This window comes from Nostoc sp. DedQUE07 (assembly GCF_034530975.2).
Classification (GTDB): Bacteria; Cyanobacteriota; Cyanobacteriia; order Cyanobacteriales; family Nostocaceae; genus Nostoc.
Genome location: NZ_JAVRCC020000002.1, coordinates 28,084 through 45,166, shown reverse-complemented (window position 1 = coordinate 45,166; position 17,083 = coordinate 28,084). Strand labels below are relative to the sequence as shown.

Sequence of the window (17,083 nt, the reverse complement as noted above, 5' to 3'; positions counted from 1 at the left end):
CTCATTTCTAATTTTTTAGCGTTAAATATTGATTATTACAATATTCTTTCGTGGCTGTGACTGAAACAACTTCTACTTCTATCGGTTTTTCTTTAGTTCCGTCGATCAGAAATTCACTAGCTCCTTCACGAGGTTTTTTCGGATTTCCCCAATCATAGGTGTAACCTAAACCTGTCCAAGGATAATGTTCTTGACTAGCAACGGCATAAGAAGTTGTGTATATCTCTTGCAAAATCGGATAACTAGCAGAAATCGGGATTTTAAAAACATTACAACTAGAATCATTAATTTCTGGATCGACACATGGTCTACTTAAATCTTCAGCTTTCACCCACATTTCGACAAAATGCGTCTTATTGGAATTTCTATTTAAAATTAAGCCTAAATACTGCTGTAACCTTAGAGAAAGCATAATATTACCGGGAATATTTATACCGATCCCCTTACAATTTTGACAAAATTCCTTAACTTGAGGAACGGCTGTTAACCAAGTCCGTGCTTCTATACTTTTTTTTGTACCTACTTTCCAATCCTCTATTGGGTTTTTGACATATTTCCAACTCGCCATCAAATATTCAATTTTGCCGTTATTTTCTCTCCACTTTACTTGAGGATTAGTTTTTGACAATGACCAAAGATTTTTTATTACTTTATCTTCACTCGGTCTTTTTGCATCCTCAATCGCTGCATCTAACTGCCTTTTCAGCGCGTTATAACTTTCTGGTTTATTTTTCTCCAAATACTCATTGACATTTGGATTAGTTTCTAATTGCGCTACTAAATTCTTTCTGAGGTTTGATGTACTCTGTATGGGAATTTCTCTAGCTAGCAAACTGGAAGATCCGACTGCCAAAAATGCACCTGTCAAGCCTAAAAATACTTGAGTCTTTAATTTTTTCATTAAAATAATCCTGTGGATTGATAACAATAGGGAAAATGTTCTATCCTGGGTAAAGCCCAAAGATTGAATCTGATTTTATATTTATGTTTGGCTGAAATGCTATTGTGCTTAATATTTTTAATTAACTTTATCTGTATAAAAATTAATATCTATAGCAATCCTAAATCATTCGCGATCGACAAGATCCCCGACTTCGTAAAAGTTGTCGGGGATCTGCGGGTTCAGTATTTTTTACTCAGCACTTTCTTTTCCCAGCTGATATATCTGCGACAAGAAGCGATCGCACTCGATCTGAAAAATTTTGCGTATAATTACTTAAAAATTGCAGCAATTTTCAGATAAATCGACTATATCTTACGGATACAGCAATGCTCATTAGTCTGTTTCTGGAAAATATTATGAGGCTACACTAACAATCTCTCGCCTGTGGAAAATATTGTTTTCTCGTTTATATGAGGGGTCTAACCCCCTATTGATCGCGGTGGGAAGGGGTTTTGGTCAAGCCATGCTTGTTGGTAATCAACTTGAGCGTTTATTCACAGGATGACGCTGGCTAAACAAGCGATTAAACTATGGATAATGTCAAGCAATTGTTGCTTTTAACACCACTTACATAAATTTAATCTCATTGTTAAATCTAAAACCTCATTCTGTTAGATAAAATACCAGTTATGCCAGCGTATCAAGGAAGTTATGGGGAAACCACCGATTTAATTATTGGTGGTAACAACCAAGAAAACCTCGAATTAACAGCAAATTCTGCTCCTGTGGGTGCTCTTGCCACAAGACAAGGAACTTTTTCTACGTTTCTTGCTCCCCTGACTCAAGATACTTTTAAACAGGTCGTTAAGGATGTCGAGCAAAAATTACAGATTGTCCATCAAACCCTATCAATGCTGGATTCGCATGGGTTTGAAACCATTTTGCAAGAAATGTTGCATTCGATTACCTTGAAAACCGGAGAATTACTGGGGGCAGACCGAACGACAATATTTTTATTGGATGAAGAAAAACAAGAACTTTGGTCAATTCTAGCTGAGGGCGAGGGCGGTCGCTCTTTAGAAATTCGCATCCCTGCAAATAAAGGCATTGGTGGTGAAGTCGCCACTTTTAAAGAAGTTATCAATATTCCCTTTGATTTTTATAACGATCCGCGATCGCATTTTGCCCAAGAACAAGAAAAGAGAACTGGCTATCGCACCTACACCATGCTAGCTTTGCCACTCTTAAATGAACATGGGCAATTAGTTGCAGTAGTGCAATTACTGAATAAATTAAAATCTAAGAATCATTATGATGCTCCACTTGCAGAGCGCATTGATACCAAAGGTTTTACCCGTGCTGACGAACAATTATTTCAAGAATTTGCTCCTTCGATTTGTCTGATTTTAGAGTCCTCGCGCTCTTTTTATGTAGCTACTCAAAAACAAAGAGCAGTAGCGGCGCTAATGAAGGCAATCAAGTCCCTCTCTCAAAGCAGTCTTGACTTAGAAGACACCCTAAAGCGGGTGATGGATGAAGCCAAGGAACTGATGAATGCCGATCGCAGTACACTATGGTTAATAGACCGCGATCGTGATGAATTGTGGACGAAAATCACTCAGGATGATGGTTCAACCAAAGAGTTACGAGTCCCCGTAGGTAAAGGTTTTGCTGGGATAGTCGCGGCTTCTGGCAAAAAGTTAAATATTGGCTTTGATTTGTACTACGATCCTGACTCAGAGACAGCCCAAAAACTAGACCAACAAAATGGCTATCGCACCTGTAGCTTGCTTTGTATGCCAGTATTTAATGCCGATCAACAACTGATTGGTGTTACCCAACTCGTAAATAAAAAGAAATCCGGGGATTTTCCCCCTTATAATCCAGCTGATTGGCCCAAAGCTCCCGACTGCTTCCAAGCTAGCTTTGACCGCAACGATGAAGAGTTCATGGAAGCTTTTAATATTCAAGCGGGAGTCGCGCTGCAAAATGCTCAGTTATTTGCCACAGTCAAGCAACAAGAACAAATGCAACGGGATATTCTGCGTAGTCTTTCCAATGGCGTGGTGTCCACTGATAAAACTGGGTTAATTATCGCCGCCAATGAAAGCGCCCAACGTTTGCTAGGACTGGGAGTAGATGACCGTTTAGAAGGTAAATTAGTTACTGACGCGATCGGCATCAAAGAAGGCGACTTTAGCAAGTGGTATCAGGATGCTTTACATGCAGTTGACTTAAAAGGTCGTCAACAATATTACCCCGATCGCACGCTTATCGGCACTGGTACAGAGCAGCATAGTATTAATTTATCGATTAACACAATAGCCGATGCTAGCGACCAAGAGCAAGTCCGGGGGGCGCTGGTGGTGATGGAAGATATTAGTGATGAAAAGCGGCTCAAGAGTACGATGTACCGCTACATGACCCAGGAATTAGCCGAAGAATTGCTGAAATTAGATGACGCTAAACTAGGAGGCGATCGCAAAGAAGTTTCGATTTTATTTTCCGATATTCGCGGCTACACCACATTAACAGAAAACTTGGAAGCAGAAGAAGTGGTGAGTATGCTCAATGAATATTTTGAATCAATGGTGGAGGCAGTTTTTAAACATAAAGGCACTCTTGACAAATATATCGGCGATGCCATCATGGCTGTATTTGGTTCTCCTCTACCATTAGAAGAACACGCTTGGATGGCAGTACAAACATCCTTAGAAATGCGCGATCGCCTACACGAATTTAATCAACGTCGCCATATAGATAATAAGCCTAGAATTAAAATCGGTATTGGCATCAACTCAGATACCGTGATTAGTGGGAATATTGGCTCTAGTAAACGGATGGAATTTACCGCCATTGGTGATGGCGTTAATCTTGGCTCCCGATTAGAAAGTGTTAGTAAACAGTATGGTTGCGATATTATTATTAGCCATAACACTTTTAAACCTTGCCAAGATAATATTTGGGCTAGGGAACTAGATTACATTCGTGTTAAGGGTAGAAACGAACCAGTAGCCATATACGAATTACTGGGTTTGCGTTCCAATCCAATTGAAAGCGAAAAATTGCAAGTGATTGAGCATTATCACAAAGGACGCGAATATTACCTCAAACGCGATTTTAACCGTGCTAGAGCTGAATTTGCCCTAGTTTTGGCAGCAGACAGCCAGGACAAAGCTGCTATGTTGCATCTGTTGCGTTGTCAGCATTGGTTACAATCACCCCCAACAGAATCAGATTGGGATGAAGGAGTCTGGACATTTCAGGAAAAATAACTCCACCGACTTTTCGATTAGGGCTTGTAACTAATACCAATTTTAAAGAAGATATAGATTAACTGATTATTTGTCTTAAATATCTAAAATAATAGGCATGTTTAAATGGAGTGAGTTGCTATATTAGTAAATTAAACAATATGTTGAAAAATAACTTTTAGTAAATCTCCTTGTTTAAAAGGCTTAGTTAAATAGCCTGATGCTCTCACCATTTTAGCTTTAGCTCTATCTAGAAATCCTACTTTTTCTGACACCATAATCACAGGTGTATTTTTAAAATATGAGTGTTTACGCAGCAAAGAGCAGAGTTCATATCCATCGAGATTAGGCATGGATATATCCAACAAAATTATGTCGGGTTTTATACGAATAATCTGCATTAGAGCCTTTAAGGAATCAGTGACTCCAATAACAGAAAAGGTTTGCTCATCTAAATAACTTTTAATCGCATTCAATACCGTAGGACTGTCATCAATACACAAGATTGTGTAAATTTTTCTGTCAGCAGGCGGTTGGATAATTTGCTGACCTCTGTATTCATTAGTATTAATCGAGTAGGCTGCTGGTTTAAAGCTGTGTATTTTAGGCAATTTTGGCGTAGTTTTGGCTTTAGATTGTAGTTCATTTATTTGGAAAAATTGTGAGGTATGTGATTGATAACTTGATGATGTTTGACGATAAACCGCTTCTCTTTCAGAGACGCTAACGCGAACATTTTGGGGCGTTAAACATCGTTCAACTAATAAACGAACATTTAAATGACAAAACTTTGGCATATCATCCAGAAAACTCTCAGGAATAAATTCATAACTTCCCTCCTCTAAATTCAGAAATGACTCTAGAACTTCTAGCGCTAATTGCTCTATCAGCATTGCTGCTTGAGAAGAACTGATATATTTCTGATTGACTAACCAACAAATAGCCAGATAATCTGGGTTCGGTATTGCCTGATTTTCAATACCAGTTTCAAATATCGCCCGCAACTGATCTTTGATTCCGTCAGGGAGAGTAGAAATTTGCTGACTCAAACGTTGCAAATTTCTGTAAAGCGGCTCAAACATTTTCTCTGAGTAGCTGGCATAAATTAGTTTCCCCTCATCTACATATATTGACCAAGAGCCTGATGTGCTAAACACCTGTAAACAACCAGTAACCGACTTACCAGTGATTTTTTTCAACAAAGTTAGGGGCTGGAGCTTTTGAAAAAATCTGTATCTACTAATCGGAAGTGTCTTCATTGCGATCGCTCTGAAATAAAATTAACATTTGCAGGCAAAATTAGTGAATTACCTTTTCGGAATTCAGCGTGACTTTGTTGAAAGCACTATTCAGATAAATATAGCGGTCATATTTGAGTTAGTACAGAGATTCCACACCCCCCAACTCTTAATTCACCAATCTCTGTTAAGCTATAATCCACAACTTACAACTAAACCAATTAATGCTACTGACCAATAGCAAAATTGCCCGACTAGTTGCCAGGATATAGTATTTCAAAAATTAGATTGGTTTTCTGTATCTTTAGCTAATCTAGCCAATCTAACAGTAACTCAAGTGCCACACAAAGACCATTGGCTCTCGCCCATCAGTCACAAAAGTATCATTGTTATCCGTATTTTGTAGCCTAAAATTATAGATACTTGAATTCTCTTGCAAAAGTGTTTTGTCCCTAATCCTAAAGTCTGGAGCGACCAAAATTTACTGCGATCTAAAGGTAAATCTTTCTCTATCAAGACTTATAAGCATTAATTCCGCGCTGACGAAGTATGTTTTTATATCCGTGACGAAAGTCGTTGGGTACTTTTTCAACAAGTTTATTCTTGAGAGCAACTTCACAATCAAAAAAGTATTATTCAAAACTAAGCATTCCAAAAGCTCAATATCTTACTTAAGTTTGTGATTGTAGAGCAATTAGTCTTGGGATTTGGCAAAATCATCGCTTGCACAACAATAATGGTAAACCTCCGCCCAAGAATGATGCTGATAATTGCCGCCATGATGGTGTGTGGTGAGATGTGCAGGCGACTAAATCAGCAGAAGGGAATCTCTTCATAAGTACTGGAAACGGGTTTTAATGTTGTGTGAACCTAAATAGTCACCCTGCACAAATTGGAGTGATAAATTCAAGAACTTACAGGGAAATTCTTGATTAGTAGTAGATACCTTGCAAAATAGCTGTTTTCAGCTAGATGGTAGATAACAAGTAACATACTCACTAAAACTTAGATTACTATAATTTCCAAAAAAAATTAGCAGAAATATATAAACTTCATGATAATCAGTAAAGTAAACATGAAAACTAATTGATATCATTTTCCAGAAAATTGTTATAAATATTTATTTGTTAAAATGTCCGGGAAAGCTGAAAATGTATAGTAAAAGATAATTATATGTTTGCTTATTGAATCACACTTATAAAAAACTGAATTATTTTATATAGGACTCATATTTTATTTTTGAAAAAAACTCAGTACAGCTTTATTCCTTCTTCCCAGTCCCCAGTCCCCAGTCCCCAGTCCCTAGTCCCTACGATTAATTCAGAAATCAAATCAGATTGCTATAGTAGCAATTTACCCGAAAAATCCTAAGTTTGAAAAATCACAAATATAAATACAAAATTGTACGCTTAGGCATAGCCTGTCGTAAACATCACATTCATCAACCCATAAGATATATGTAGCGAAAAGACGCAAAGGAATTCTTTGCGTCTTTAGCGTGAGATTTATAAGTGGACATTCTCACCGTTATACTTTCTCCATCTACTTAAAATTGCTCCCGCCAGCACCAGCTTAAAAGTGTACCACCAGCTATCAACTTCACTACTTCTAGCAGCCAATAACTACCGTGTAGTAAATTCATTGTCGATGGAATAGCAGCAGCAGCTTCAAATAGGTTGAGTTGAACTCCTATAGCGCACATCTGCGGAGTTAAGAAATAGGTGTCAAGCACAGCGATAGTCAACAGCAGCACAGATAAAACAATACTGCCAATACTCCAGTGATATCGGGTTTTGCTCAAAGCTAGTGCCCCAGTCAGCACTACAGCAGCTGATAATAATTCCATCCGATTGAAGTTCCAAAAAATCGCATAGCCTGCTGTCGTAAAACCAGCTTGACTCATCATCCCAGAAAGATAAAGGCTAGGCATAATTACCCAGTCCAAAACTAGACTAGCACTGAGCCAAAAGCCCAAGGTCAATACGATCGCGGTTTGCCAAATTGGTCGTTTGAATTCAATGTTAGAAATAGCAGTCATAAAATAATTGCGTGTGTTGTATTTCTTTAGTTTCTAACTTCACAAGCAATTTGACAACTAATATCAACTAACCTTTACAAAGCGATCGCTCTTAACATTCTGAAGTTAATACCAAGATTTTTTAACCTAAGTTAATAAATCTTAAGATTTTATAAAAAGCAATTTAAATAGATTTTTTCTGCGAGAAATACTCAAGCATAACCCTTGAGCAACTCTTTAGAATCCATAACTCAATACGCTTGGGTTAAGAGTTATTTATGTATAGGTTGCCCTTTAATTATGAACTCAATCCCAATATTTATAAATACTTAACTTTTTATTGTAAAGTAACTAAGCGATCGCACTCACTCATTCCCTCCTTTGACAGCGATCTAAGACAACAGTAACATTGTCATTTTTGAACGCAGATATGATATAAAAACAGCCTGTGTTCCACAATATCTTAGACTACGCCACTTGCGATCGCATATCGTGGTAATATTTTACTATCTATGTGAATTAGTGTACTGTTGAGTTCATTCGGGAAATCGCGAGCTTTTACCCGTGAATCTGCCTGCAAATGTGAAACATTAGACCTATGAGCAAAAGTTTTTTTGCACTCTTGCGGGAAAAATGACTCATCTTTATTGGGGAAAGTGAAAATAACAAATCTTTCCCCCTTTCCCCCGCCCCTTTTCCCGACAATGCCAAGAAGTTTATTGTATGTACGTGCATCTATAACCGGCAAAAGCGACGGATTTCGAGCAACATCACCCATAATTACAGCAGTTTTTATGTATTTGAACCACACCTGTTGTAAGGGTGCAAGGACTTACGCCCTTACGGCGTGGTCTATTTACCTGAAAATAGCTGTAAATTCACCAGATGTCTATTATATCAAGTCCGGTTAATTACTTATGATTACCGCATCTGTGCAAAAATCCCAAAAGCCTCTTTCCCCCAGCAAGAACTGCGATCTAAATGATAAGTCTTTAGTCGGACACGATATTAGATATAGATTTTGATAATATATTCTTGTATAAAGTATCTATCTTGAGACATATTTTTTGTAGATATTTGGTTATCCAGTACACTTCGCATGGTGGATTGACTTAAATATATTTACAGATGTTATGATTTGTATTAATGTAATGTAATGATTTGTGTTGTACTTTTCAGTTACCAATTAGTAAATTAATTGTTGGTTTAAGCTGAAAAGGCTTAATTTAGGGCTAAGAAGGCAATTTCAGCAAACTTAGAAACCTTTAATACACACAAGTATTCCTTAAAAAAGTTAAGCTTTTGTTACAAGGAACTCAGATACATTTAAATTCAGAATTTTCGGGAGTTGCTAAGGAAAGTATGCTGATTATTGAGTATTAATTTTACCCATCAAAGAGGTATTGTGCTGACATTTTGAATAGAATGCAGTAAGTCATCTTTGTTTTTAGCCATTTTATGGTTTGAGACTTGCAAAAAAACAGCGAGATGAGGTTTAATCATTTCTGTCATATCAAATGTCAGCCTAGAGATAGACAATGATAAACAATATGAGTAGTTTACTAAGATATGAGTTTTGCAAGGTCTAGCGATCGGAAGGTTGTTAGAGACAAATATACTGGAGTTAATAAAAATTCAGGTAAACTTACTAAAAGTCCACTGTTATTATGAAGCAAATAGAATGTAGCGAGTTTAGTAATATAAGGTTTGAGACTAATGCTAATAAATAGCGAACTAACGATTAATCAGGGTTCTAATCTCAAATTGAAGCTTGGAGATCGACGATACAATCAGTTGTCTAGACTAGAATTTTTGCGGAATGGTACAGTTGGAAAGCCACTATATTTACATGTAGTGGAATAAATCTGAATTCAGATTAATTTCCCAAATTTCAAGTCAACAATCCACAGCAGAAGCAGGCAAGTATTGTGCGAATATACTGCTAGTAGGGCTAGTTGACTTGTTTGAGGTTATGCCGAATTAAAGGTTAACCCATCTACAGAATTTACTCAAATGAATGATGTTGTTTAAAAACATTGCCAGTCAGTAATAAACGTTAGCTTTTTATTAAAAGCTAATTTTTTCCTGTCTTTTATCTGAAAGGGTAAAAAGCATAGTTGTTTGCTGGCATACATTAGGGTAAATCGCAACTATTACCGAAATCTCACAACTTTTTAATTGGAATAAGGGCAACACAATGAATAAGGTACAAGCATCATTTGAAGCTACCGAAACTGCGTTTCACGTGCAAGGTTACGAAAAAATCGATTTTAGTCTTGTCTATGTGAACGGTGCATTTGATATTGAAAACCGAGAAATTGCAGATAGCTACGCCAAATTTGGTCGCTGTCTGATTGTAATTGATGCCAATGTTCATGAACTTTATGGCGATCAAATCAAGTCATATTTTAGACACTATGACATTGAACTGACAGTATTTCCGATCATCATTACAGAACCGGCTAAAACCCTGGCAACCTTTGAAAAAATTATTGACGCTTTTTCGGACTTTGGCTTAGTTCGTAAAGAACCAGTCTTAGTCGTTGGTGGTGGTCTAATTACTGATGTGGCTGGGTATGCTTGCGCTTCTTACCGTCGCAAGAGCAACTATATCCGCATTCCTACCACGTTGATTGGTTTAATTGATGCAGGTGTAGCAATTAAGGTAGCAGTTAATCATCGTAAAGAAAAAAATCGCTTGGGAGCATATCATGCACCTTTGAAAGTGATTCTGGATTTCTCATTCTTAAAAACCTTGCCAACTGCTCAAGTTCGCAATGGGATGGCAGAGTTGGTGAAAATTGCGGTAGTTTCTAACTTGGAAGTCTTTGAACTGCTATACGAATATGGCGAAGAACTGCTTTCCACTCACTTTGGACATGTGAATGCAACACCTGAAATTAAAGAGATTGCCCATAAAGTCAACTATGAAGCAATCAAAACTATGTTGGAGTTAGAGACTCCTAACTTGCATGAAATAGACCTCGATCGCGTCATCGCTTACGGTCATACTTGGAGTCCTACCTTAGAATTAGCACCTCAGATACCTCTATATCATGGTCATGCGGTCAATATAGATATGGCTTTGTCTGCAACCATTGCAGCACAACGCGGCTATATCTCCACAGAAGAGCGCGATCGCATCCTAGACTTGATGAGTCGTATCGGTTTATCACTCGATCATCCTCTTTTAGATGGGGATTTGCTCTGGTATGCAACTCAGTCTATAAGCTTGACACGAGATGGCAAACAACGCGCAGCCATGCCTCGTCCGATTGGTGAGTGCTTCTTTGCCAACGATCTAACTCGTGAAGAACTTGATGCTGCCCTAGCTGAACACAAACGTCTTTGTGCTAAATACCCTCGTGGCGGAGAAGGGGTTGACGCATACATTGAAAGTCAAAAAGGCAAGCTAGTAGGGGTGTGAAGATATGACGAGTGTTTTAGGGCGAGAAACAGCTAGACCGATAACGCCACACAGTATCTTAGTAGCCCAGCTACAGCAAACCCTCAAATTAGCAGAAGAGAAGAACATTCCTGTAGAGATATTAGATTCTTTGCGGCAGGGAGTTCAATTAGCGACGGGTTTAGATCCCTACTTGGATGATTACACCACCCCGGAATCGAGCGCATTAACAGCATTAGCGCAAAAAACAAGCATTGAAGACTGGAGCAAACGCTTCAGTGATGGTGAAACAGTGCGTCAACTAGAGCAAGAAATGCTCTCAGGACATCTGGAAGGACAGACATTGAAAATGTTTGTTCATATCACCAAAGCAAAGCGCATTCTAGAAGTAGGAATGTTCACAGGGTATTCAGCTTTAGCAATGGCAGAAGCATTACCAAGTGATGGGCAACTTATCGGTTGCGAAGTAGATGCTTATGTTGCTGAATTTGCTCAAGCTTGCTTTAGTGAGTCTCCTCACGGCGACAAAATTGTTGTAGAAGTAGCACCTGCTCTAGAAACACTCCACAAGCTGGCTGCTAGAAAAGAAGTATTCGATCTGATCTTCATTGATGCAGATAAAAAAGAGTATGTAGATTACTTCCAGATCATTTTGGATAGTAACTTACTGACTCTCGACGGTTTAATCTGTGTGGATAACACTTTGTTGCAGGGACAAGTTTACCTACCACCCGAACAACGCACCGCCAACGGTGAAGCGATCGCTCAGTTCAACCGCGTTGTCGCCGCCGATCCTCGTGTAGAACAAGTTCTATTACCCATCCGAGATGGTATAACGCTAATTAGACGCGTGGTGTAACAAAGTTTGTAGAGACGTTGCAATGCAACGTCTCTACAATAAACACAAAGGAAAGACTTATGGCACAATCAATTTCTTTATCTCTGCCTGAATCTCCAACATCATCAACAGGTGTTAGGGTAAAGGTAGTAGCTCTATTCAAAACTCTTGGTACTCTGACATTATTACTAATAGCCTTGCCGTTCAATGCGTTGATAGTATTGATATCTTTGCTGTGGGGCATTGTGCAATCGCCATTTACGAAAAAAGCTGTCGTAGCTGCTCATCCTCAGACTATCTTGGTAAGTGGAGCCAAGATGACTAAAGCATTGCAACTTGCCCGTTCTTTCCATGCCGCAGGACACAGAGTTATTTTGATTGAAGGTCACAAATACTGGTTGTCTGGTCATAGATTCTCAAAAGCGGTAAGTCGTTTTTATACAGTTCCGGCTCCGCAATCAGACCCAGAAGGCTATATCCAGGCGCTAGTAGAAATCGTCAAGCAAGAAAAGGTTGACGTTTATGTACCTGTATGCAGTCCTGTCGCTAGCTATTATGACTCTTTAGCAAAGCCTGTATTATCAGAATACTGCGAAGTTTTCCACTTCGATCCAGATATAACCAAAATGTTGGATGATAAATTTGCCTTTACCGATCGGGCGCGATCGCTTGGTTTATCTGTCCCCAAATCGTTTAAAATTACAGACCCTCAACAAGTTATTAATTTCGATTTTAGTCAAGAAACCCGCAAATATATTCTAAAAAGTATTGATTACGACTCCGTTCGCCGCTTAAATTTAACCAAACTTCCCTGCGACACCCCAGAAGAGACAGCAGCCTTTGTCAACAGTTTACCCATCAGTCCAGAAAAACCTTGGATTATGCAAGAGTTTATTCCGGGTATTGAGCTATGCACACATAGTACAGTGCGGGATGGGGAATTAAGATTGCATTGCTGTTCAAACTCTTCTGCTTTTCAAATCAACTATGAAAACGTCGAAAATCCCCAAATTCGTCAATGGGTGCAACACTTCGTCAAGAGTTTGGCACTGACTGGACAAGTTTCTTTCGACTTTATCCAAGCTGAAGACGGTACAGTTTACGCCATTGAATGCAATCCTCGTACCCATTCGGCAATTACAATGTTCTACAATCACCCCGGTGTTGCAGACGCCTATCTTGGTAAAACTCCCCTAGCTGCACCTCTGGAACCTTTAGCAAGTAGCAAGCCGACTTACTTCCTCTATCACGAAATCTGGCGACTAACTGGTATTCGTTCTTGGAAACAATTGCAAACATCGGTTAATACTTTAGTGCGGGGCACTGATGCTATTTACAGTCTTGACGATCCTGTACCATTTTTGACTTTGCATCATTGGCAGATTCCCTTACTTTTACTGAAGAATCTGCAACAACTCAAAGGCTGGGTAAAAATAGATTTTAACATTGGCAAACTGGTGGAATTAGGTGGCGATTAAATAATTTGTAAATTAAAGAAGAATTCAGTACATCATAGCCCCCTCCTCGCTTGCCTACAGTGTACACACAAGTTTGAAATAGCTGATTAACCAGGGTTTTACCCCACCCTAACCCTCCCCTTGGAAAGGGGAGGGAACTAGATTTCTTTTTTCCCCCCTTGGAAAGGGGGGATTAAGGGGGGTAAATCCAGGGTTTGGGCTTCATTACCAAGATGTGTCTACAACCGTAGCGAGGGGGTGGGGTTCTTATAGCCCACTCAACTAAGAACCGCTATATAAATTCTAACAATACATAGGAAGATGAATCATGCCAGTACTTCGTATCCTTCATTTAGTTGGGTCTGCATACAATAATTTTTACTGTGATTTGTCACGCCTTTATGCCCAAGACTGTCTCGCAGCAATGGCAGAGCGATCGCAATATGATTTTCAAATTGCATACATCACACCCGATCGCCAATGGCGATTTCCTCCTTCCCTCAGCTCTAAAGATATTGCTGACACCAAACCGATGACTCTGGCTGATGCTATACAGTTTCTAACAGCACAAAACATTGACCTCGTGTTACCACAAATGTTTTGTATCCCTGGAATGACTGAATACCGCGCTTTATTCGACTTGCTGGAGATTCCTTACATTGGCAATACTCCAGATATCATGGCAATAACGGCGCACAAAGGCAGAACTAAAGCAATTGTTGAAGCCGCAGGGGTAAAAGTGCCTCGTGGAGAACTGCTTCGCCAAGGAGACACGCCGACAATTACACCTCCTGCGATCGTTAAACCCGTAAGTTCCGATAACTCTTTAGGGATGGATTTAGTCAAAGAAGCTACCGACTATGATGTTGCCCTGAAGAAAGCATTTGAATATTCAGATGAGGTGATGGTAGAAGAATTTATTGAACTCGGTCGAGAAGTCAGATGTGGCATTATTGTCAGAGATGGGGAACTAGTAAATTTACCCCTTGAAGAGTATCTGTTAGACCCCCATTCCAAACCCATCCGCAACCATGCTGAAAAACTCAAACAAACGGACGATGGCAACTTGGGTTTTGCTGCTAAAGATAATAAAAAGTCTTGGATTGTAGACCCTAACGATCCAATTACCCAAAAGGTTCAGCAAGTAGCTAAGAAGTGTCATCAGGCTTTGGGTTGTCGCCACTACAGTTTATTTGACTTCCGCATTGACCCAGAGGGAGAACCTTGGTTCTTAGAAGCCGGGTTGTATTGTTCTTTTGCCCCCAAAAGTGTGATTTCCTCTATGGCGAAAGCAGCCGGAATTCCTTTAGATGAGTTATTAATCGCAGCTATCAATGAAACGTTGGGCAGTAATCAAAAAGTGTTGCAGAATTGCTCGTGATTTCTTGCTATAGGTTTTCCTGCTTGTAGTGGGTTGGAGAGCGATCGCAGCATTAATCAGCGATCGCTCTCCTATCGCTATTTGAATGCAGCTAGACTAAACCCTTATTCAACTACTAACAAATGTTTATAGCATTTCCTAATCACATGAGGTACATCAGAGCAAGCTCCTCGCTTGTTGGGAGGGGTTACTAAGCTGTTAAGCATATAAGAAAGCACATTGAGATCGCAGGGGGGCAGGGAGCAAGGGGGAAGATTTGCAGCTTTTATTACCATGAAAATGGTGCAATTTAAATGACGATTAGCTTATACCTCACTCAACAGAGAAACTATTATTCACAGAAACATACATATTTTAAAATATTTTCAATATACACAACTTAAGCAAATGTCTAATTCTCCCAGCAATCCTATAGGTTTTATTTTACTAACTCATACAAAACCTCTACAAATTTACAGACTAATAAATAAGTTAAATAGTATGTTTAACTATCCTCTAATTGTGTGTCACCATGATTTTTCAAAATGTGATTTATCTGTAGATACCCTGTCAAAAAATGTTTTATTAGTACGCCCTCATCTACAAACAAAGTGGGCAGATTTTACTTTAGTAGAAGCCACAATACAAGCACTTCAATTAATGTATGAAGTTCCAAATCCACCGGATTGGTTTGTATTACTCAGTGGCGCAGACTATCCCATTAAAACTGCAAAGCAAATATTGGACGAACTAGCCTCAAGTCAATATGATGCCTATATTCAATACGAGCAAATCACATATAAAACTTATAAATCTGATCTAAAACCGAATATGTTGTGGCTGAAAAATTCTTATCAACGATACTGTACAAAATCATTTTCTTTTCATTACTCAAAAACATATCTGGCACATCTGAATCTAGAAATATGCTTTGAACATCCACTATTGACAAAACCATTCCTTCCTTTTTCAAAACAACTTGCTTGTTTCAGTGGAAGTCAATGGTTTTGTGCCAATAGTAAAGCTGCTAAATACATTATCGATTTTCACAGTAAGAAAAATGCCTTAACCTTGTACTACAGTAAGCTTAAGTATACAGATGAGTCGTATTTTCAAACTGTACTTGCTAATGCATCTCATCTGAAGCTGCAAAACGACCGACGACGCTACATTGATTGGTCAGATGGAGGCTGTCATCCCAAGACATTGCTTATGGAAGACTTGCTAAATTTACTTGCATCATCTGCTCACTTTGCTCGGAAATTTGACATTGATATAGATAGTAACATTCTTGATGAACTTGATAAGATTACATCCTAGCGATTACATATTTTGAGGGTTTGTAGTAAGCATTTTCGTGTTGAAAAAATAAGGACTATAGTCCTTATCCCTCTCCTAAGAAACAAGGCAGGAGGCAGAAGGCAGAAGGCAGAAGGCAGAAGGCAGAAGGGAAGAGGATTTGACTTGTTTCTTAAAAGAGGGATTACCCTTCGAGTTCGTTAATCGCTCGTAGGGAAACTCCCTGGTTTAGGAGACGCTTTGGGTTAGCGTCTCTGAAAGAGAAGCCTCTCCCTTTGGGAGAAGATCGCGCGAACTTACTACGAACTTGCTTCTCGATCAATTTAAACTTGACACAGTAGTAGCGATTTTCAACTAGCGATGCAGTTCAACTCTAGGAAATATATCGCAGTCTATCGGCTCACCAGGTTTTTTGGTTTTGAATGAATTCAATTCTGGTAAATCAATTTCTTCAACAGGTCTGAAAGGCCATGCTTTCGGGCGGTGATAGTAAGTAACATCATCGCCAGTCCAATTGGTAACTACTGCACGTCGTTGTGTAGAAGATATGTTGGTTACTGAATGATGAATTGTCAGAAAATGATGAACCAAGCAATCTCCAGGCTCCATATCCCAAGACAAAATTTCGCGAGGTTCTGGCTCTACAAACCAGGAGGGGTTTGATCCTTCACGTAACTCTTTGCCCCATTGATGAGAGGCTTTGATATACTCTAATCGACCATTTTCTTGGTTGGCACTATCTAAAGCCAGCCAAATTTTACAACACTGCCAGCCTTGTATCGGCCAGTAAGGTAGGTCGTTATGCCACCCAACACGGCTGTTTGTTTTCGGCTTTTTAACAAAGAAACCGTCGGTCAAAAAGTTCAGTTTTTCTGATTTCAAGACTTGAGCGGCGAGGGATGCTAGCGGAGATTCAAAAGCCAAAGCACGGAAATCAGCATCGGTGAGCCATAAGCTACTGGTATGTTCCACATGACCTTCTGGTCTGGGAATACCCTTAACTTCTAAAGGGCCGGGGATTAATACATTCTTATCAACGGCTGTTCGCATCCGTTCTACCCAGATGTCATCCAAAACATTTTTGACGCAGATAACGCCGTCTCGCTCGAAAGCTTCAACTTGTTGGGTGGTGATTTTTGATTTGTCTACCTTAAGCATTACGAAAAAACGAATAAAGTCAGATTTATGTAATAACAGATTTCTAGAATCTGCTTTACTGACATTAACTTAGTCACTAAGTTATAAATCTTTATTACTGTAAAGTAAAGATAGAAGTTAGCAGTTCTTCCTATAGGCGGATAAATCTCCAAGTTGAGTACAACTTTTTGTGT

At 39.1% G+C, this 17,083-nt stretch carries 10 protein-coding genes; 6 read left to right on the top strand and 4 right to left on the bottom strand.

Annotation, left to right across the window (positions count from 1 at the left end; genetic code table 11):
- Positions 1–7: 7 nt before the first annotated feature.
- The gene (locus tag RMZ95_RS01455; protein ID WP_322682140.1) at positions 8–901 is read right to left on the bottom strand and encodes a hypothetical protein; all 894 of its coding nucleotides are present in this window, start codon (positions 899–901) and stop codon (positions 8–10) included.
- Positions 902–1,572: 671 nt separating this feature from the next.
- Here RMZ95_RS01455 and RMZ95_RS01450 point away from each other — a divergent pair.
- Positions 1,573–4,158: a GAF domain-containing protein gene (locus tag RMZ95_RS01450; RefSeq protein WP_322682141.1), complete on the top strand. Its 2,586-nt coding sequence runs from the start codon at positions 1,573–1,575 to the stop codon at positions 4,156–4,158.
- A 131-nt stretch (positions 4,159–4,289) separates the two neighbouring features.
- On the opposite strand, the gene RMZ95_RS01445 is transcribed toward RMZ95_RS01450, so the two are convergent.
- Together RMZ95_RS01445 and RMZ95_RS01440 are read right to left on the bottom strand one after the other, a co-directional pair.
- Positions 4,290–5,396, bottom strand: coding sequence for a response regulator (locus RMZ95_RS01445; RefSeq protein WP_322675541.1), 1,107 nt, complete (start codon positions 5,394–5,396; stop codon positions 4,290–4,292).
- Positions 5,397–6,921: 1,525 nt separating this feature from the next.
- Complete coding sequence (locus RMZ95_RS01440) at positions 6,922–7,413, bottom strand: hypothetical protein (protein WP_322675540.1); 492 nt, start codon at positions 7,411–7,413, stop codon at positions 6,922–6,924.
- A 2,176-nt stretch (positions 7,414–9,589) separates the two neighbouring features.
- Between RMZ95_RS01440 and RMZ95_RS01435 the strand changes: the two genes are divergently transcribed.
- The 5 genes from RMZ95_RS01435 (at position 9,590) to RMZ95_RS01415 (ending at position 15,773) form a co-directional block, all read left to right on the top strand.
- Positions 9,590–10,819, top strand: coding sequence for a sedoheptulose 7-phosphate cyclase (locus RMZ95_RS01435; protein WP_322675538.1), 1,230 nt, complete (start codon positions 9,590–9,592; stop codon positions 10,817–10,819).
- 4 nt (positions 10,820–10,823) lie between these two features.
- A complete protein-coding gene (locus RMZ95_RS01430) occupies positions 10,824–11,657 on the top strand; it encodes an O-methyltransferase (RefSeq protein WP_322675537.1) in 834 nt (277 codons plus the stop codon).
- A gap of 59 nt (positions 11,658–11,716) precedes the next feature.
- A complete protein-coding gene (locus RMZ95_RS01425) occupies positions 11,717–13,114 on the top strand; it encodes an ATP-grasp domain-containing protein (protein ID WP_322682142.1) in 1,398 nt (465 codons plus the stop codon).
- Between the two features lie 307 nt (positions 13,115–13,421).
- Positions 13,422–14,474, top strand: coding sequence for a D-alanine--D-alanine ligase (locus RMZ95_RS01420; protein ID WP_322682143.1), 1,053 nt, complete (start codon positions 13,422–13,424; stop codon positions 14,472–14,474).
- 387 nt (positions 14,475–14,861) lie between these two features.
- Positions 14,862–15,773, top strand: coding sequence for a beta-1,6-N-acetylglucosaminyltransferase (locus RMZ95_RS01415; RefSeq protein ID WP_322682144.1), 912 nt, complete (start codon positions 14,862–14,864; stop codon positions 15,771–15,773).
- A gap of 333 nt (positions 15,774–16,106) precedes the next feature.
- On the opposite strand, the gene RMZ95_RS01410 is transcribed toward RMZ95_RS01415, so the two are convergent.
- A complete protein-coding gene (locus tag RMZ95_RS01410; RefSeq protein WP_322675533.1) occupies positions 16,107–16,910 on the bottom strand; it encodes a phytanoyl-CoA dioxygenase family protein in 804 nt (267 codons plus the stop codon).
- Positions 16,911–17,083: the final 173 nt, after the last annotated feature.